This is a genomic window from Prosthecobacter sp., assembly GCF_044222565.1.
Taxonomy (GTDB): domain Bacteria; phylum Verrucomicrobiota; class Verrucomicrobiia; order Verrucomicrobiales; family Verrucomicrobiaceae; genus Prosthecobacter.
The window spans coordinates 49030-66079 of sequence record NZ_JBGANA010000010.1; the positions used below are offsets into that span (position 1 = coordinate 49030).

Consider the following 17050-nt stretch of genomic DNA (forward strand, 5'->3'; position numbering starts at 1 on the left):
TTTCGAGATAAGGAGCGTCTTAGTCGCGTATGAATCGCAATGATCCCACGATTCCTCATCCTGCTGCTTGCTGCCCCGCTACTCGCCGCCGACCTCCCGCCGGACAAGGGGAACGCCATCCCCGAGAGCGGCAAACGTCCCGTGGTGATCACTGGCAAATCAACGCTCGCGCTGCCGAAGCACGATCTGCCTGAGGGCTACACGCTCGAAGTCGCCGCCGCCTCGCCGCTCGTCACGCACCCCATCATGGGCTGCTTGGATGACAAGGGTCGTCTCTTTGTGGGCGATGCCGTGGGCGTGAACTGGAACAAGGCGATGCTGGAAGCCAATCCGCCCAACCGCGTGCTGATGCTGGAAGACACGGACAAGGACGGCAGCTACGACAAGAGCACCGTCTTCGCCGACAAGATGACCTTTCCCCAAGGCGCCTGCTGGTTGAACGGCAGCCTCTATGTCGGCTCGCCGCCTGGCATCTGGAAACTCACGGACACCGACAACGATGGCGTGGCAGATCAGCGCGAGATGATCGTGGGCGGCTTCGAGTACACTGGCAATGCCGCCGATGTCCACGGCCCGTTCCTGCATCCCAATGGCCGCCTTTACTGGTGCCACGGCCGCAAAGGCCACAAGGTCACGCAGAAAGACGGCACGCCCGTCGATGAATCCCTCGCCTGCGGCATCTGGAGCTGCAAGCCGGATGGCAGCGACGTGGCCTGGCATTCACTCGGCTGCGGAGACAACCCCGTGGAAGTCGATTTCACCCGCGATGGTGACATCATCGGCGTGCAAAATCTCTACTACTCCCAGCCGCGCGGAGACACCATCATCCACTGGCTCTACGGCGGCGTGTATGAGCGCAGCGACCAGTTGAAGGCCATCGCCCACCTGCCGCGAACGCTGGAGACCATGCCGGTGATGTACAACTTCGGCCACGTCGCAGTCAGCGGCTGCTGCTTTTGGAAGGACTACTCCGACAAGAACTCAAGCGCTCAGCAGTTCATGGTCACCCACTTCAACACCCAGCGCCTCGTCCGCATGGAGCTGACACCGAGTGGCAGCACCTACAAGGCCGTCGAAAATGAATTTCTCAGACTGCACAACCCCGACATCCATCTGACGGACGTGATGGAAGATGCCGACGGCTCGCTGCTGCTGCTCGACACCGGCGGGTGGTTTCGCATCGGCTGCCCTTCGAGCTTGATGGCGAAGTCGGATTTGCTGGGCGCGGTGTATCGGATCAAGACAAATCGATCTGGCAAACCCTCTCTCGCCTCGGTGGCAGGGGCTAAACCAAACGATCTCAATGCGCACCCGAATCTACACGCCATGTTCGAGTCGGGGGATCCGCGCCAGATTCGTCATGCCTGTGACTATATCAGTGAACACAAATCAATGGCTGTATCTGAGTTCCAAATTCCTGGCAAAGTTTGGGTGTTGCCGCTTGATCCAGCAACGGAACATGCATTGATCCTGGCGGCCTCGAAGGGGGGCAAATCGATGGCCTTTTCGGGCGCCACCCCTTTCACTTTGCCTCCCCCGTTGTTCTTGAAACGCCAGCTTCGAGTGCATGAGTATCTGGCTGCGGTTCATCACGATGAAGTTCCTCGCACCATAGAGCTGGCCATCAAAAGTCTCAACGCTGAGGACTCCGAGCTGGCCAGGACGGCGGTGAATGTTTTGATCGCTCATCCCGAAGGGGATTCGTCCGCGATCATGATGCGGGAAAAATGGCTTGTTGAAACGCCCGTCGGTCAAACGCGAATGAACGCGATGGAGGCCGTGGCAACGGCGTTTGCAGACAAGCCGGAAACGTCAAAGCTGATCACCGCAATGCTCAATCATTCGTCGCCATCCATTCGGCAGTCAGCCTTACGATGCTTGGCTTCGTTGAGTTCGGCCAAGGCTGATGAATCTTGGTTTGCTGCTCTCGATACGATGCTTGCTTCAGGCGCAACACCTCTCTTGCTCGACGCCATCAAAAAACTCAAGTCCCCACACTTTGACGCCGCTCTTCAGGCCATCGCAAACGACACGAAGCGACCGCTGGCCCTTCGCCTCAAGGCGCTGGATGCCGCGAAGTCGGTAAAGCTCACCGGCGAAACCTTTGCGATGGTGAAAGGCGTGCTCGCCGATGCCGCCTCCTCTTCTGCCGCGAAGATTCAGGCCGCAGGCATGATCGCCAGCGCCACTGGGACCAGTCGAGTTGAAGTCACTGCTGGGCCTCGTGCGCAAATCGAAGGAGCTTGAAGTTGGTCGTGCGCTGGCCGCAGAGATCGCGAAGAATCCCGTCATCGCCAGCCAGCAGGAAAGCGTGTACCGCACCGCCTTCAGCGATCTGCCGCCGGAGATTTTTGAAACGATCATCCTGCCTGCCTACAATGCTGCCGTTGGCGCATCTGAAGCGAAGAAGCGCCAGCTCGGACCGCTGGCGGACAAGGTGATCGCCAGTGGCAATGCCGAGAACGGAAAGAAGAACTTCGAGATGGGGAAGGGCACCTGCATCGCCTGTCACAAGATCGGTTCTGCTGGTCGTCCCATCGGCCCCGATCTCTCGCACATCGGCGCCATCCGCACGGAGCGTGATCTGTTGGAAAGCATCCTCTTCCCCAGCAACACGCTGGCGCGGGATTACGAGGCGCATGTGATTGAGACGAGCGACGGTCAGCAGATGCTGGGCGTGATCAAATCCCACACCGCCGAAGGCTTGCTCGTCGTGGACATCGTGGGGCAGGAGAAGACCATTGCGCACCAGAGCATCGCCGGGGACACGACTCTGCCCACCAGCCTCATGCCCATGGGCCTGGATCAGACGATGCCTGAGTCGGAGCTGCTCGATCTCGTGGCTTGGCTGCGGAGTTTGAAGTGAGGAGAGGTGGCCTAAGCCAAACGAAGCACCGAGTTTGCAGATGCGTGCCGAAGCGTGAGGTACGATAGATTGGCTGCGCCTGTCTCGCCAAGCCTCGGCTCTCTTGTCTGTCGGCCAGCGCTCACGCCGGCTCATTTGTCATCGAATAGTCTCACGCCTGCGCCAAGTGGGCTGCTGTGGGTGAGGCGAGTGTCCTGTGTGTTTGCGGCGCCGTTGATCGACAGGCAAGAGTGCCTATCGTACTTCCCATCGCGTTGCCGCCATGATGTCAGTGCGTCCTGGTGGTTGCAGCGCGCTCGCAGATGGGCGGGCTGTCGTCACAACCATCCTACGACCGGGTATACGGCAACTAGTTTTCTCACCCCCTCGCTGCCACAATATCCCTCGCGATCTGGGCCTTGAGTTCTTCGAGGCCGCTAAACTTCATCTCGTTCCTCAGCAGGCGGGTGAAGCGCACTTCCATGTCCTTGCCATACACGTCGCCGCTCCAGTCCAGGAGGTGGACTTCAAGAGTGGGCTCCGCGTTCTCGACGACGGTGGGGCGGCGGCCGAGATTGGCCACGGCGGGGAGCCACTGGGTGCCGATGCGGGCCTCCACGGCATACACACCGATGGGCGGGAGCTGCTCGTTTTCCACGTCCACATTGGCGGTGGGAAAGCCGAGCTGGCGGCCGAGTTTTCGGCCCTCCACCACGGTGCCAAAGACGGTGTAGCTGCGGCCCAGCAGCGTGGCGGCGGTGGGAAAATCTCCACGGGAAATAGCCTCACGTATCAGCGTGCTGCTGACCACCTGACCGCCGATTTTCAAAGGCGGCACGCCATAAACGGCGAAGTCAAGCTGCTGCCCCATGTCCATGAGCAGGTGGATGTTTCCCTCGCGCCCGTGGCCAAAGCTCCAGGTGTAACCCACGGAGATGCAGCCCAGCGGGCGGGCGGCGGCGGTGAGCTGCCGTATGAAGTCGCGCGCCGGAGTGCGGGCGGTCTCCGTGGTGAATGGGCATGCCAAGAGGTGCTCGATCCCGGTTTGTGCCAGGATGAGCTGCTGATGGCGCGGGCCGCAGAGCAGCTTGGGGGCCGCACCCGGGCGCAGTACCTGGGCCGGGTGGGGATCAAACGTGACGACGACGGCCGTGCCGTGATGCTGGGTGGCGTGCTCCTGGGCAGCGCGGATGACCTCCTGATGGCCGAGGTGGATGCCGTCGAAAACACCGACGGCAAGCGCCAGAGGGCCGGGGAGGGCGGAAAGGGCGTCGATGGAGCGAAGGACCTGCATGCGTGGATGGAGAAACAGCCATACCAGCGACCATGCAGAGCGCAAGGCGAAGGGCGCACCCTCGCTCCATGCCGGCCCCGGTTCCGTCTGCTGTCCGGGGGCGAAAGGGGGATTACTTGAGGTTGCTGAGGGTGCTCCAGAAGGTCTTCAGGACGCTCTTGCTGCCGAGGCTCAGGCTGCTCTTCACATCGGTGTGGGCGGTGCCGATGACCTGGGTCATCACTTCGCCGTAAGCGGGCATCGAGGTCCAGCCGAGGGTGTTGGAGGTGGTGTTAGCAGCGGTGGAGGAGGTGGTGGTCGTCTTCATATGATTCGTAGGTTTGAGAATTTTGAGGTGATTTAGGCGGTGAGTTTCAGATTTGAATGAACCTTTGTTTATGGGTGTGAGAATCGAGTCACAAAAATGAGAATTAAAAGCCAACAGGATGGCGAGGGCTGAAGCCAGCATAGTTGCGGCCCTGGGTGCGCCAGCGGGGACCTTCGCCAGCCACGTGGCCGGAGGTGTCCATGCGAAGACCGCAGATGGTCATGAAAACATGCTCGCCAGGCTTCACCCAGATGGTGATGAAGCGGCCAGGACCAGCTTCGCCGTAGCTGGCGAACTCCTTGCTGGACAGGCAGCGGTTCAGCAATCCTGCCTTCATAAGGACGTAAGAAGTGCTGCTGCTGCAGTCATAGGCGCTGTCCTCGATGTTGCGATGGCCAGCACCCAGGACGTAGGGCTTGTTCTGGAGGGTGTTGGCGGCGTAAACGGCGAACTGAAGAGCCTGGGGAGCAGTCTGGCCGACGGAAGCGAAGCGGCCGTCAAAGCGGATCTGAGAATTGCCAACCGAGGGGCGGGAAGCGGCGGCGCGCTGTGCTGCGGCCTGCTGGGCGGCGGCAGCCTGCTGCTGAGCGGCGGCCTGGTCGGCGTAGTAGGCTGCCCATCCGCGGGCGTATTCCTGCTGCTGAGCGTTGTAGGCGGCCCATGCCTGGGCGTTGGCCTGTTCCTGAGCGTAAGCAGCCTGAGCCTGGGGGCCTGCATAGTAACCAGCAGCTGAATAACCGTTCTGAGCTTTCGCGGCGGTAGCGGCGGCGAAGAGGGCGGCGGTAAGAGCGAGGCGGATGAGTGTTTTCATGGCTGCTGGTGTGTTTCTTGTTTCTGTTAGTATTTATAACAGAAATTATAAGAAGTGCAACAGCCATATCAGATTTTAATAACAAATTTGTAAAATTGATAAAAATGAGGTTGGTGAAAATATTTAAACCATTGGTTTTCAATGGGATAACAAAATGACCCACTTCCATAGAAGTGAGAAAAAAATTGTTCTCAGGTCTTCAAATCTGTGAAAAATGAACAGATCAGGCTTATTTTCACTGCTCTGATTGCAGATATGAAAGTTATAGCGCTGGCTTTCGAAACAGCTTTTTCTAATTCTTGCGCATGCGACTTCGTCTTTGAGAGTGCCTGCTTATGAATTCACGCCTGCCTCTGCGCTTGTGCCTGCTTCCGATTTCGATCTCAGCTCTCGCTCTTCTCCTGAGTGGAGCGCCTGCTGGCGGAGCTGAACCGCTGCCTGTGGCGCATTACTATGATGAGGAGAGCATGCGCTTCCTGACGCTGCGTAATACCTCGGCCACGGGCGTGGAGGTGCTCATGCGTTTCGCCAGCGAGCCGGGATCGACCGCCACCTGGCTGGGGCAGGGGATTCGCAAGGACAACGTGGTCTCCTTTGCCGCCGTGGTGGAGGAGGGGCAGGACCGGGGGACGTATTTCATCGCTAAAGGAGGCGAGTCCAAAATGGAGGTGCTCTTCAAGCCCGGGCAGAAGATGCCGCAGGATGCCGGGCTGCTGGGCATCTACCGCCGGGTGAGCGATGAAAAGCGCCTCCAACTGGCGAAGAGGGAATTCCAGACCGGGGAAGACCGCCTGAACGCCGCGCTGAAGGAGGCTGCGCACAACTGGCCCGGCGCTGACAAGCCGGTGCCCGCTGACTGGAAGTCGCGCTGGCCGGCGATGGTGAGCCGCTGGATGAAGATCGCCTACCAGCCGCCGGAGGCTCCGAAGGTGAAGCAGCCCTTTCCCGCCGCCAAAGACACGCCCAACCCGGAGAAGGACGTGCAGTACTGGCTCAAGCTGGCTCAGGTGACCTCCATGGGCTGCTCGTTTGCCCAGCAGATGCCCAGCCTGAAAGGCGGCGACTGGGATGGCGAGTATGATGACAACCTCGGCGGCCATGTGAGCATCCGCCGCATGAAGGATGGCAGGCTGAATGTGACCCTGAGCTGCACCCGCGTGAATGAAAACCAAGGCGGCGACCTGAGCGGTAGAATACCGCCCGACTCCGTGAAGAAGAAAGACGGAGAGAGCACCGCCTCCGCCGTCTTTAATGAAGGCGATGTGCCGGAAGACGCCAAGGAGGTGAATGTGACGCTGAAACGCAAAGGCGGCTTCCTCTGGGTGGACATCAAACGCAAAGCCACGCCGCCGGGAAGCCTCTCCTGGTATGACGGGATCTACCGCTGGTCCGAGCCGCCGAAGGAGTGAAGTGGGGAGGGCAGGCCAGTTCGAAGTTTAAAGTTTCAGGATTAAAGTTCCCGGAGGACTTCGGTGATGCGGTGATGCGAATCGAGCGAAGAAGCGCAAATTTGGAGTGCGGTCGCGAAAGGAGGAACGACTGAAGCTACCGCTTTCCGCCGTGCAGATGAGAGCCGCGAATGACCATGGGGCGCACAAGAGCGGGAGCGTGCTGACTCTCGCGGGCCCACGGACCTCACGCATGCCACGAGACGCTCGAAAGCGGCAGCCACTCGTTCCTCGCTGCGCAGCAGCACTCCAAATCTGCCTCGCGCAGAAAGTGAACGCCTTACCAGTAGGGCTTCTGAGACGAACAAGTCATATAAAACCTATCTTCTCCCCGCCACTCCTCATGCGGGCAGGTCCTTGCTCTTCTCCGCAGGCTTTCCGGGTGTCTCAAAGAACGAGGCCAAGGCCAGCAGGATGGCGGCACACACCACGCAGGAGTCCGCCACATTGAAGGAGGGCCAGGGGTGGAAGGGCCAGAAGCCGAAGTCGAAGCGCAGGAAGTCCACGACGTAGCCGTCGAAGAAGGTGCCGTCGAAAAGCTTGCCGCCGTCGTGATTGCGGAAGAGGCGGTCAGTGAGATTGCCAAAGATGCCGGAGACCAGCAGAGCCACGGCCAGACGGCTCAGCTTGCCGGGGAAGAGGCCCTTCCCATGCATGATGTAGATGAACACCAGCGCGGACAGCGAGACGACCGCGAAGACGTAGTTGGCGTTTTGAGTTCCGTTGAACATGCCAAAGGCCACACCTGTGTTTGACGCATGGTGCAGCCAGAAGATGCCGGGGATGACCTCCTGCTCGGTTTCGTAGAGCCTGAAATGCTGCACGATCCAGCTCTTGGAAAGCTGGTCGAGAATGAAAAGCGGCAGCGAAAGGAGCAGGAAGAGACGGATCATGACGGAAAATGACGAAACCAGAATGATGAATGACGAATGTCAGAATGAAGAGGTCAAGGGAGGCTTGGGCTATTCGACATTCTGCATTGATTCGCTTCGCTCACCCTTCGGGCTCCTTGCAGTCGTCTGTCTCGCTTCGCTCGGCTCGTCATTCGCGCGGCGGCAGCACTTCACGCGGGTTGAAGAACGACCTTCAGCAGGCCCTCTTTGTTGTCATAGAGGCGCTTGAACCACCCGGCGCCTTCGGCCAGCGGGGCCACGGCGCTGAGAAGTGGCTCCACCTGAATGCTGCCGTCCTGAATGCGGCGGATCGCTTCCGGGTATTCGCCGGCGCAGGAGCAGGAGCCTTTGATGGTGAGCTGACGGGTTACGACCTCTTGAAGAGGGAAGGGGGTGTTCGGCTGCAGATTGCCAATGAGCACGATCTGGCCGCCTTTGCGCACGCTGCGGATCGCGAGATCCAGCGGTGCACCGGCACCCACGACTTCAAAGCTCGCGTCGGCACCGTCGCCACCGCAGATCTTGCGGATGTGCATGGCCAGGCCTTCCTGCTTGGCGTTGAAAGTTTCTTCGGCGCCTAGCTTGCGGGCCAGTTCCAGACGGCTGTCGTCCAGATCCACCGCGATCACTTTTTCCCAGCCGCGTGCTTTGAGCGCCTGCACGACGAGCAGGCCGATGAGGCCCGCGCCGACGACCACCGCGGTGCCGCCGACGCCTTCGTCCGTATCGTCCTGCACCTCGGCTCCGTGATTGTGTCCGCAATCCTCGCCGCAGCCTTCGGTGTGGGCGTCTTGGAATGCCTCGCCCACTTCGATGCCATCGGCCAGATTCACCGCATGCAGGGCGATGGAGACCGGTTCGGCAAAGGCAGCCTTCTCATAGGAAAGCTCGTCGGGGATGCGGTACAGGATGCGTGTTGGCAGCGCGATCTTTTCCGCGAAGCAACCGTGACGACGGTATTCGCCGGGGGAGACGCCGAGCACCTTGCGGTTCGGGCAGAGATTGACGAAGCCCGCCTTGCACTCCTCGCACTCGCCGCAGTATTCGGTGGAGTCAAAGGTCACGCGGTCGCCGAGCGCCCAGCCTTCCACGCCTTCGCCCAGGGCGATGATTTCACCGGCTGCTTCATGGCCCATGACGATGGGCATCTGGCGGCGGCCGCTGCGGCCGTCCATGCCATGGATGTCACTGCCGCAGATGCCGCAGGCGGCCACCTTCACCAGCACCTCGCCAGCGGCGGGCGTGGGGTCGGGGAAGTTGGTGTCAAAGTTGAACTCGGAGGGGGCGGTAAGGACGAGCGCTTTCATGGTGGGGAGCGCGGATCATGCCTCGGGTGGGGCGGGAGGCAAGGAGGGATGTGACTGGGTGCGGGAGGATTCTTTCAAAAACCGGGAGCGGGAGCGCTGCCCAGTTGAAAAGAATCGCGGAAGCCTTTAAGCTCATCCCATGCCCACGGCTGACCTCGATCTCGCCAGCGTTCTCCAAAGCGTGCTCTCCATGCCACGGCCTGAGCGCTCCTACCTCGCCGAGCGTCTGCTGGTGAGCCTGGAGGATGACGACGAGATGCCTCCGCAATGGCGCGAGGAAATGGACGCCCGAGTGCAACGTCGTGAGCGCGGTGAAACCCGCTCCTACAGCCACGAGGAAGTCATGGCAGAGCTGGACGCCGCCATCGCCTGATGCGCCTCATTTAAACCAGCGAAGCCAGACTCGAAATCATTGAGGCCGGGGCCTATTACCGGCGCATCAGCAAGGAGCTGGCCCGTGAGTTCAAGCAACGCCTGGCCGCCGCGCTGGAGGATTGCAGGCACCACCCCGAAACATGGCGGCGTTTGGACGAGAAATACCGCCGCAAGCTCCTGAAGCAGTTCCCCTATGGGGTGATCTATCATCTGCCGCAACCCGACTGCGTCGAAGTGGTTGCGGTGATGCATTTCAGCCGCGAGCCGGACTACTGGCGTGGACGTAGCGTCTAGACATTCGCAGCGCTGTCAGTCGCGGCTCACTCGTCCCCACCCACCTTGCCGCGCCCTTCTTTAATGCCCGCCCGGTGTCTTTTACCTGCGACAAACCGCCGCTTCAGCCCGCGCGGCCGTGCGCGGGTCTGGCGGCGGAGTTTTTCGCGGTCGTTTTGGATTTCGAGCTGCGCGGATTGAAACACGGACTCCAGGCGGTCGCAGAGATCCTGACGGGCGATGAGGCGGTTCTGGGACTGCGAGCGCTCGCGCTGGCAGCGCACCTCGATGCCGCTGGGGACGTGGTGCAGCACCACGGTGGAGCTGGTTTTGTTGATCTTCTGCCCGCCCGCGCCGCCGCCGCGGATGAACGACTCCTCCAGATCCTCCTCACGAATGCGGAGTTTCTGCATGCGGGCGCGCAGGGTGGGATCATCAGGCAGGTCGGCCATGGGGGAACATCGGGGCAGGGGAGGGGGCGTGCAACTGGGGATGCGGGGGACGAGATGGCCGCAATGAGGCGCAAAAAGCCGCAAAAGGGGGAGTGATGGATTGAGTGAACGGGGGTCCGCTCATGAACTCCGGCTTTTTGTGTTTTCTGCGTCTTTTTGCGGCCACCCCTCCGGCATTCCCACTCTCCGAAACCTTTGCATCCTGCCCGCGCCCCGCTATGGCTGGACGATGGAAGAATATCACCGCCTGCTGCGCAAAGTGCTCGAACACGGAAGCTACCGTGAGGACCGCACGGGCACCGGCGCGTACTCCGTGTTTGGCGAGCAGAGCCGCTACGATCTCAGCACCACCTTCCCGCTCGTCACCACCAAGAAGCTGCACATGCGCTCCATCATTCATGAGCTGCTGTGGTTCCTCAAAGGCGACACCAATGTGAAGTACCTGCAGGACAACAAGGTCACCATCTGGGACGAATGGGCCGATGAAAACGGCGACCTCGGCCCCGTCTATGGCGCCCAATGGCGTCGCTGGCAGGGGGCCCCTGAGGCCGAGACGCACGACCAGATCGCCCGCCTGATCCACGGCATCAAAACAAATCCGTACAGTCGTAGGCACATCGTCAGCGCCTGGAACGTGCCGCACATCGAAAAGATGGCGCTGCCACCCTGCCACTGCCTGTTTCAGTTTTTCGTCGATCGCGGCAAGCTGAGTTGCCAGCTCTACCAGCGCAGCGCGGATCTCTTTCTCGGCGTGCCCTTCAACATCGCCAGCTACGCCCTGCTGACCATGATGGTCGCCCAGGTCTGCGATCTGCAGCCCGGCGAGTTTGTACATACTTTCGGCGACCTGCATCTCTACAAGAACCACCTCGATCAGGCGAAGCTCCAGCTCACGCGTGAGTGCCGCGCCCTGCCCGTGATGAAGCTGAACTCTGCGGTGCGGGAAATCGATGCGTTTAAGTACGAAGACTTCACCCTGGAAGGCTACGACCCACATCCGGCGATCAAGGCGGAGATTGCGGTGTGATTTTCCTCGGTTTGAGGGCATCATGGGTTTGAATCCAACCGACCCCGTCCTTGCATGATGCGTCTTCTTTTTGTGCTCTTGCTCTTGCTTTCGCTGTCAGGGCTGAATCCGGCGCATGCCAAACGTGCGCAAGTTGAGAAGGTGAGCCCTGTCGTGCATGAAGGCGTCCGCTACACTGCTCCGAACACCGATGGTAAACGCGGCATCGTGGAAGCGTGGGATGTGGCCAGCGGTCAAAAACTTTGGTCGGTCACCGTGTTTAAAATCTCCATCGATCCTCTTCTGGAGCAGGATGTGCAGTGGGTTTTTGTCAAAGAATTGAAGCTCGTCGGCGGGAAGCTGCTCGTCGTGGATGAAAATGGGCGGAAGTACCTGGTGGACTTGAAGTCACGAATGGTAACCAAATCCGAAGGCGAATAGCCCGCAGGGCAGGTTGCGGACAAAAGGCATTCATCTGGCCCGTTGAGGCATGGTTGCTCGTCTTGAGCGATCATCCTGATGAAATCCGCCCATTCCGTTCTCACCTCTCTTCTGCTGGGTTCACTCGCGGTTCTGAATGCCGCTGAACCCACCCCGCTCAAACCCACCTTCGCCGACGTGCCCTACGGCACGCATGTGAAGCAGAAGGTGGACTTTTACCAGGCGAAGTCAGACAAGCCGACGCCGGTGGTGTTTTTCATTCATGGCGGGGGCTGGCTGAACGGGGACAAGAATGGGTTCAATGGGCAGCGGCCTTATCTGGATGCGGGGATCTCGGTCGTGTCGATCGGCTACCGGCTGCTGCCGGAGGCGGCGGCAGATGGGCTGGTGCCGCCGGTGCAGGGGCCGCTGCTGGATGCGGCGCGGGCGCTGCAGCTTGTGCGCAGCAAGGCGGCGGAGTGGAACATCGACAAGGCACGCATCGGCGCGACGGGGAGTTCGGCGGGATCGTGCAGCGCGCTGTGGCTGGCGTTTCATCCGGACATGGCGGATGCGCAGAGCGCGGACCCGGTGGCGCGGGAGTCCACGCGGCTGTGGTGCGTGGCGGTGATCCGTGCCCAGACCTCGCTGGACCCGCAGCAGATGCGGGAGTGGATTCCCAACAACAACTACGGCGCGCATGCCTTTGGCTTCAAGGGGGAGGGCGGCAACAATGAGAGCGCGTATGCGGAGTTTCTGGCCAAGCGGGAGTCGATCCTGCCTTGGATCGCGGAATACTCGCCGTATGCGCTGCTGACGGCGGATGACCCGCCGGTGTATCTTCTCTACAACACGCCGCCCGCCATGGGGCAGCCGCAGGAAAGCACGGCGCACAGCGCGAACTTCGGCGTGGGCCTGCAGAACCAGTGCCGCAAGCTCAGCGTGCCGTGCGAGCTGGTTTATCCCGGCGCGCCGGAGGTGAAGCACGCGGACGTGGCGGCGTATCTCATCGAGCGGCTGAAAGCGCCGAAGGCACGCTGAGGCGGCGCGGTAGATGCCTACTTCGTGAGACGCTGGTCGGGGATGACTTCGGCGGTCATCTGCTTGAGGTGGGCGGCGAGGTTGGGATCTCCCTGGGCGGCGGCGTGCTCGGAGAGGGCGAGAGTCAGAGTGACGAGCCTGTTTTCAAAGTGCTGGCGGCTGGTGGCGGAGGCGGGGCTATTTGCAATGGCCTTCATCAGCTGCTGGTGCTCTTTGATTTTGCCCTGCAAAAACTTGGCGGTGTCGCCGCAGTGGCGGGCGAAGAGATCGATCTCGCCGGCGGAGAGCAGGGCGTCCTGCACGAAGCGGAAGCACTGCCTGGCAAAGGCAGGCTGTTTTTCGTCCAGGGTCTTGAAGAGTTTTACGGACGCGGCGTCATCGGAGAGCGTGCGGTTGATGGAGACGACGTCGTGAAAGATTTCGGGCTTGGCTTTGCCCTCCAGCGCGGCCTGCGTGCCCTCATCGCGCAGCTTGGTGAGAGCGGCCATGGCGGGCGGGTATTTTTCCCCCAGGTGCTTCCAGTAGGTGAGGGCAAAGGAAAGGCGCACGCCGTATTGCGCGGGACTGATGCTCAGGGCATTGGCGTGATACCACTGGTGGCGCTCCAGTGCGGCCTCGTATTCTCCTGCGCGGGTGAGGTCCTTGGCATCGTTGAGTGCTTGCGTGGCCGCATCCCCTTTTCCAGCGGCCTGGGAGGGAGAGACGGGACACACGGCTGCCGAGAAGGTCAGGGCGAGCAGGAGGGGGCGTAGGAAGCGCATCCGGCCATTACGGCAGGCGTGGCGCGGTTTGTCAATACGGCCGCGAGCGCCTGGGTAGGCGGTGGGCGCGGAGAGAGGTAGTTGTGCGGGGCTGTGAAGTCATACATCGCACCATTGAAAACGGGTCTATGACAAACCACCCAGACTTCAAACGGGGAGGTCCATGTTGGATCGTAGGTCGGCCGTGTTTGGCGTCGAAAACATTCCATGCTCCATCGCTTCACCGCCAAACCGCCCGACTGCGAGGAGGTTCGCAGGCCCCCAGTGTTTGCAGCACGCTCGCAGACGGGCGGGCTTACGCCACGACGGTCCTACGCGCATGCCAGCGCCGCTTGAGCCGTGCTCTCCATCGATCGGTGCTTGAGCAATCCTTGGCGTTTGTCTGCGCTCTTACCTGCCGGTCTCGATCATCCGGGCGAACTCCGCGAAGAAGTACTTCGCATCATGCGGGCCGGGGGCGGCTTCGGGGTGGTATTGAACGCTGAGCACGGGGGCCTCGCGGTGGCGCATGCCTTCCACGGTGCCGTCGTTGAGGTTGATGTGGGTGACCTCGACGTTGCTGGGGAGCGAGGAGGGATCGATGGCGAAGCCGTGGTTCTGGCTGGTGATGGACACCTTGCCATTGCGCAGGTCCTTCACAGGCTGGTTGCCGCCGCGATGGCCGAACTTGAGCTTGAAGGTCTTGCCGCCGTAGGCGTGGCCGAGAATCTGGTGGCCGAGGCAGATGGCGAAGATGGGCTTCTGGCCGATGAGCTGCTTCACTTCCTTGTGGATGTAATCCAGCGCGGCGGGATCGCCGGGGCCGTTGGAGAGGAAGATGCCGTCGGGATTGCGGGCCAGCACGTCCTTGGCGCTGGTGGTGGCGGGGACCACGTCCACGCGGAAGCCCTGCTGGCGCAGGCGGCGCAGGATGTTGCGCTTCACGCCGTAGTCATAGGCGATGATGTGGTGCTTGGCTTCGGGAAGGGGGTGGCGCACCTGGCCATCGGCTCCGGGAGCGCGGTTCTGGCTGGGGCTGGGGATGTCCCAGTCGCCACTCTCGGTGCCTTCGGGGTCCCAGAGGTAGGGGGACTTGGTGGTGACTTCCTTGACGTAGTCACTGCCTTCCATGGCGGGGCTGCTGGCGGCCTGCTTCACGGCCTCCTCCGCCGTGGCGGTGGTGGTGATGACGGCGCGCATGGCTCCGCGAGTGCGCAGGTGGCTGGTGAGGGCGCGGGTGTCCACTCCCTGGATGCCGGGGATGTTCCATTCCTTGAGGTAGGAGTCGAGGCTCTGGGTGCTGCGCCAGTTGCTGGGCACATCGCAGAGCTCTTCGATGACGAAGCCGCGCACGTGGGGCTGATCGCTCTCGGTGTCGAGGGGATTGACGCCGTAGTTCCCGATCATCGGGTAGGTCATGGTCACGATCTGCCCGCGATAGGAGGGATCGGTGAGAACCTCCTGATATCCGCTCATGGAGGTGTTAAAGCAGATTTCGCCGGTGTGCGTGGCATCGGCGCCGAACGCCGTGCCTTCAAACACCCGGCCGTCTTCGAGGGCGAGGAGGGCTTTCTTCATCAAGGTTGCTACGCTGGTCATAGCCAGAAGGACGGGGGGTGCAAGGGAGAAGGGGAGGAATGACGAATGACGAAATCCGATTGGCTGGAAATGCCGAGGGACGAATGCCGGAGAGGTGGCCGCAAAAAGACGCAAAAAGGCACAAAAAGGGAGGTGGAATTTGGAGTGCGGTCGCGCAAGGGGGAACGACTGGAGCTACCGCTTTCCGCCGTGGGGATAAGGGGGTGAAAACCGCTAAGCGCCCGAGGGTGGGAGCGTGGAGTGCTCGCAGGCCGGTGGGCATGCGGACGCCAGGAGATGCTCGATACCAGATGTCGAGCAAGGAATGAGGCCATGCCGTAGGATGGGTGTGGCGACATCCCGTCCGTCTGCGAGCGTGCTGCAAGCACCACGGCGTACGAACGTCCTCGCAGTCGGGCGGTTTGGCGGAGAGGGCGGTGGGGCGTGGGTGTGAGCTCGACGCCAAACACGCCCAACCTACGTCCGGAGCGCCGAGGCTCACTTCTTCTCCTCAGTCTCCAGCCTCGGGAAAAGGGGCACGGGCGCGCCGAGTTGGTGGCCGCTGGGGAGCAGGCCCCACTTGAGGTCGCTGATCTTGAAGCCGTCCGGCAGTGTCCAGCCGATCTGGGCACGGGCGGTGGCCATGGCGGTGGGCATGATGGGGCTGAGCAGCACGCTCACATGCGTGAGCGCCTCTGCCAGGTGGTAGAGGACGCTGTCCAGGCGGGCGGCCTGGGCGGGGTCTTTGGCGAGGGAGAAGGGCTTCGTGCTGTCCACAAACGCGTTCGCATGCGTGACGATTTTCCACGCGGCGGCGATGCCTTCGTGGATGTCCCAGCCGTTCATCTTTTCAAGGTAGAGCGGCAGCGCTTCGGCGACGGTCTGGCGCAGGGACTGGTTGATTTCGTCATCGTAGTCGCCGGGTGTGAGGACGCCTGCGCGATACTTCTGCGCCATGTTGATGGAGCGGTTGAGGAGATTGCCCAGGCCGCCGGCGAGTTCCTTGTTGTAGGACATGTCGATGCGCTCGCCACTGAAGTCGGCGTCGTAGCCGGTGGCGATGTCGCGCATGAGGTAGTACCGCAGGCCGTCGGGCGTGAAGGTGTCTGCGAGCACGTTTGGGTCGATGACATTGCCGAGGCTCTTGCTCATCTTGGCACCCTTCACATTCCACCAGCCGTGCACGACGAGCTTGGGGATCTGATCATCCGGGAAACCCAGGGCGTGCAGCATGATGGGCCAGTAAACGGCATGCGCGGGCACGAGGATGTCTTTGCCAATGATTTCGGCATCGGCGGGCCAGATTTTCTCAAACTGCGGCAGGCCTTCGTTGCCCACTTCATCGGCCAGATAACCGGCGAAGCTGATGTAGTTCGTCAGTGCATCAAACCACACGTAGTTCACGAATTTCTCGTCAAAGGGCAGCGGAATGCCCCAGCTCAGACGCTCGAGCGGGCGCGAGATGCAGAGGTCCTGCGCGGCTCCCTCGAGGGAATTGAGCACGTCATTGGCGCGATGTGGCGGGTAGATGAAATCGGGATTGCCACGGATGTAGTTTTTCAGCCACTCCACGTGGTCGCTCAGGCGGAAGTACCAGTTTTCCTCCTGCAGCTCGACGACTTCGCCCCACTCCTCGCCGAAGTTCCCATCGGGGCCGCGTTCTTTGTCGGTGAGGAACTGCTCCTGGCGCACGGAGTAGAAGCCGCCGTAACTCTTTTTGTAAAGCTGGCCGCAGTCGTGCAGCTTTTGCAGCATGGCCTGCACCACGCGCTTGTGCTTGATGTCGGTGGTGGCGGCCCAGCCGTCGTACCGCACGTTCAGCTTGTCCCAGAGCGCGGTGAAGTGCTGCGTGATGCCGTCGACGAATTCCTGCGGAGACTGCCCGGCTTTGTCGGCGCTTTTTTGCACCTTCTGGCCGTGCTGATCCACGCCGGTGAGGAAGTACACCTCGCGTCCATTCAGACGCTGAAAGCGCGCCATGACGTCCGCCAGCACCTTCTCGTAAGCGTGGCCGATGTGCGGCGGCGCATTGGTGTAGTCGATGGCGGTGGTGATGTAGTAGGGCTTCATGGTCAGGCGCGGGCCTTTCCATGCCGCCCTTCCGTGTGCAATTCAAGTGCGGCGTGCAATACGCTGGGAGCGCGGCGGATCGATGCTGGGAGCGCGGCACTCCGATGCCGCTCTGGTCAGCGTTCACTCAAACACACCTCCTCCCCAAGCCTCTCGGGTGGGCGGTGACGCAAGTGTCCTTGCTCCCTTT

At 61.3% G+C, this 17050-nt stretch carries 16 protein-coding genes and 1 pseudogene; 8 read left to right on the forward strand and 9 right to left on the reverse strand.

Annotation, left to right across the window (positions count from 1 at the left end; all coding sequences use genetic code 11):
- Nucleotides 1-39 precede the first annotated feature (39 nt).
- Together ACILSR_RS15890 and ACILSR_RS15895 are read left to right on the forward strand one after the other, a co-directional pair.
- Nucleotides 40-2247 carry a PVC-type heme-binding CxxCH protein gene (locus ACILSR_RS15890; RefSeq protein ID WP_395750772.1) on the forward strand — a complete coding sequence of 736 codons (2208 nt, stop codon included), beginning with the start codon at nt 40-42 and terminating at the stop codon, nt 2245-2247.
- A complete protein-coding gene (locus ACILSR_RS15895; RefSeq protein ID WP_395750773.1) occupies nt 2204-2866 on the forward strand; it encodes a c-type cytochrome in 663 nt (220 codons plus the stop codon). Before ACILSR_RS15890 ends, ACILSR_RS15895 begins: the two co-directional genes overlap by 44 nt.
- Before the next feature lie 358 nt (nt 2867-3224).
- Here the strand turns inward: ACILSR_RS15895 and ACILSR_RS15900 are convergent, their stop codons facing one another.
- From ACILSR_RS15900 to ACILSR_RS15910, 3 genes are all read right to left on the reverse strand, one after another.
- Nucleotides 3225-4139, reverse strand: coding sequence for a bifunctional riboflavin kinase/FAD synthetase (locus tag ACILSR_RS15900; protein ID WP_395750774.1), 915 nt, complete (start codon nt 4137-4139; stop codon nt 3225-3227).
- Between the two features lie 112 nt (nt 4140-4251).
- Nucleotides 4252-4446, reverse strand: coding sequence for a hypothetical protein (locus ACILSR_RS15905; protein ID WP_395750775.1), 195 nt, complete (start codon nt 4444-4446; stop codon nt 4252-4254).
- Nucleotides 4447-4549: 103 nt separating this feature from the next.
- Complete coding sequence (locus tag ACILSR_RS15910; RefSeq protein WP_395750776.1) at nt 4550-5257, reverse strand: hypothetical protein; 708 nt, start codon at nt 5255-5257, stop codon at nt 4550-4552.
- Between the two features lie 335 nt (nt 5258-5592).
- On the opposite strand from ACILSR_RS15910, the gene ACILSR_RS15915 reads away from it, so the two are divergent.
- Nucleotides 5593-6666, forward strand: coding sequence for a hypothetical protein (locus ACILSR_RS15915; RefSeq protein WP_395750777.1), 1074 nt, complete (start codon nt 5593-5595; stop codon nt 6664-6666).
- Between the two features lie 380 nt (nt 6667-7046).
- On the opposite strand, the gene lspA is transcribed toward ACILSR_RS15915, so the two are convergent.
- Together lspA and ACILSR_RS15925 are read right to left on the reverse strand one after the other, a co-directional pair.
- Nucleotides 7047-7598: a signal peptidase II gene (gene lspA, locus ACILSR_RS15920; protein WP_395750778.1), complete on the reverse strand. Its 552-nt coding sequence runs from the start codon at nt 7596-7598 to the stop codon at nt 7047-7049.
- A gap of 170 nt (nt 7599-7768) precedes the next feature.
- On the reverse strand, nt 7769-8905 hold the full coding sequence (locus tag ACILSR_RS15925) for a galactitol-1-phosphate 5-dehydrogenase (protein WP_395750779.1): 1137 nt from the start codon (nt 8903-8905) through the stop codon (nt 7769-7771).
- Between the two features lie 139 nt (nt 8906-9044).
- Here ACILSR_RS15925 and ACILSR_RS15930 point away from each other — a divergent pair, with 139 nt between their 5' ends.
- Nucleotides 9045-9278 (forward strand): addiction module protein, encoded by a 234-nt coding sequence (locus ACILSR_RS15930; protein WP_395750780.1) that lies wholly within the window; start codon nt 9045-9047, stop codon nt 9276-9278.
- Between the two features lie 32 nt (nt 9279-9310).
- Nucleotides 9311-9574: pseudogene (locus ACILSR_RS15935) on the forward strand (type II toxin-antitoxin system RelE/ParE family toxin); the annotation flags it as partial.
- Nucleotides 9575-9600: 26 nt separating this feature from the next.
- Here the strand turns inward: ACILSR_RS15935 and ACILSR_RS15940 are convergent.
- Nucleotides 9601-10005, reverse strand: a complete 405-nt coding sequence (locus ACILSR_RS15940) for a peptide chain release factor family protein (protein ID WP_395750781.1) — start codon at nt 10003-10005, stop codon at nt 9601-9603.
- Nucleotides 10006-10234: 229 nt separating this feature from the next.
- On the opposite strand from ACILSR_RS15940, the gene ACILSR_RS15945 reads away from it, so the two are divergent.
- From ACILSR_RS15945 to ACILSR_RS15955, 3 genes are all read left to right on the forward strand, one after another.
- Nucleotides 10235-11032, forward strand: coding sequence for a thymidylate synthase (locus ACILSR_RS15945; protein ID WP_395750973.1), 798 nt, complete (start codon nt 10235-10237; stop codon nt 11030-11032).
- 54 nt (nt 11033-11086) lie between these two features.
- Nucleotides 11087-11452 (forward strand): hypothetical protein, encoded by a 366-nt coding sequence (locus ACILSR_RS15950; protein ID WP_395750782.1) that lies wholly within the window; start codon nt 11087-11089, stop codon nt 11450-11452.
- Between the two features lie 78 nt (nt 11453-11530).
- Nucleotides 11531-12472 (forward strand): alpha/beta hydrolase, encoded by a 942-nt coding sequence (locus ACILSR_RS15955; protein ID WP_395750783.1) that lies wholly within the window; start codon nt 11531-11533, stop codon nt 12470-12472.
- A gap of 17 nt (nt 12473-12489) precedes the next feature.
- Here the strand turns inward: ACILSR_RS15955 and ACILSR_RS15960 are convergent, their stop codons facing one another.
- The 3 genes from ACILSR_RS15960 to metG form a co-directional block, all read right to left on the reverse strand.
- Entirely contained in the window at nt 12490-13233 is a 744-nt protein-coding gene (locus tag ACILSR_RS15960) for a hypothetical protein (RefSeq protein ID WP_395750784.1), read from the reverse strand.
- A gap of 390 nt (nt 13234-13623) precedes the next feature.
- Nucleotides 13624-14790, reverse strand: coding sequence for a glutamine-hydrolyzing carbamoyl-phosphate synthase small subunit (carA, locus tag ACILSR_RS15965; protein ID WP_395750785.1), 1167 nt, complete (start codon nt 14788-14790; stop codon nt 13624-13626).
- Nucleotides 14791-15288: 498 nt separating this feature from the next.
- The gene (metG, locus tag ACILSR_RS15970) at nt 15289-16860 is read right to left on the reverse strand and encodes a methionine--tRNA ligase (RefSeq protein WP_395750786.1); all 1572 of its coding nucleotides are present in this window, start codon (nt 16858-16860) and stop codon (nt 15289-15291) included.
- Nucleotides 16861-17050: the final 190 nt, after the last annotated feature.

What these genes read in the sequence shown, in the direction of transcription:
- ACILSR_RS15915 (WP_395750777.1), top strand. Translation starts at nt 5,593, where the DNA reads ATGAATTCACGCCTGCCTCTGCGCTTGTGCCTGCTTCCGATTTCGATC.
- ACILSR_RS15950 (WP_395750782.1), top strand. Translation starts at nt 11,087, where the DNA reads ATGATGCGTCTTCTTTTTGTGCTCTTGCTCTTGCTTTCGCTGTCAGGG.
- lspA (WP_395750778.1), bottom strand. Translation starts at nt 7,598, where the DNA reads ATGATCCGTCTCTTCCTGCTCCTTTCGCTGCCGCTTTTCATTCTCGAC.
- ACILSR_RS15960 (WP_395750784.1), bottom strand. Translation starts at nt 13,233, where the DNA reads ATGCGCTTCCTACGCCCCCTCCTGCTCGCCCTGACCTTCTCGGCAGCC.
- ACILSR_RS15925 (WP_395750779.1), bottom strand. Translation starts at nt 8,905, where the DNA reads ATGAAAGCGCTCGTCCTTACCGCCCCCTCCGAGTTCAACTTTGACACC.
- ACILSR_RS15940 (WP_395750781.1), bottom strand. Translation starts at nt 10,005, where the DNA reads ATGGCCGACCTGCCTGATGATCCCACCCTGCGCGCCCGCATGCAGAAA.
- ACILSR_RS15955 (WP_395750783.1), top strand. Translation starts at nt 11,531, where the DNA reads ATGAAATCCGCCCATTCCGTTCTCACCTCTCTTCTGCTGGGTTCACTC.
- ACILSR_RS15890 (WP_395750772.1), top strand. Translation starts at nt 40, where the DNA reads ATGATCCCACGATTCCTCATCCTGCTGCTTGCTGCCCCGCTACTCGCC.
- ACILSR_RS15905 (WP_395750775.1), bottom strand. Translation starts at nt 4,446, where the DNA reads ATGAAGACGACCACCACCTCCTCCACCGCTGCTAACACCACCTCCAAC.
- carA (WP_395750785.1), bottom strand. Translation starts at nt 14,790, where the DNA reads ATGAAGAAAGCCCTCCTCGCCCTCGAAGACGGCCGGGTGTTTGAAGGC.
- metG (WP_395750786.1), bottom strand. Translation starts at nt 16,860, where the DNA reads ATGAAGCCCTACTACATCACCACCGCCATCGACTACACCAATGCGCCG.
- ACILSR_RS15945 (WP_395750973.1), top strand. Translation starts at nt 10,235, where the DNA reads ATGGAAGAATATCACCGCCTGCTGCGCAAAGTGCTCGAACACGGAAGC.
- ACILSR_RS15900 (WP_395750774.1), bottom strand. Translation starts at nt 4,139, where the DNA reads ATGCAGGTCCTTCGCTCCATCGACGCCCTTTCCGCCCTCCCCGGCCCT.
- ACILSR_RS15930 (WP_395750780.1), top strand. Translation starts at nt 9,045, where the DNA reads ATGCCCACGGCTGACCTCGATCTCGCCAGCGTTCTCCAAAGCGTGCTC.
- ACILSR_RS15910 (WP_395750776.1), bottom strand. Translation starts at nt 5,257, where the DNA reads ATGAAAACACTCATCCGCCTCGCTCTTACCGCCGCCCTCTTCGCCGCC.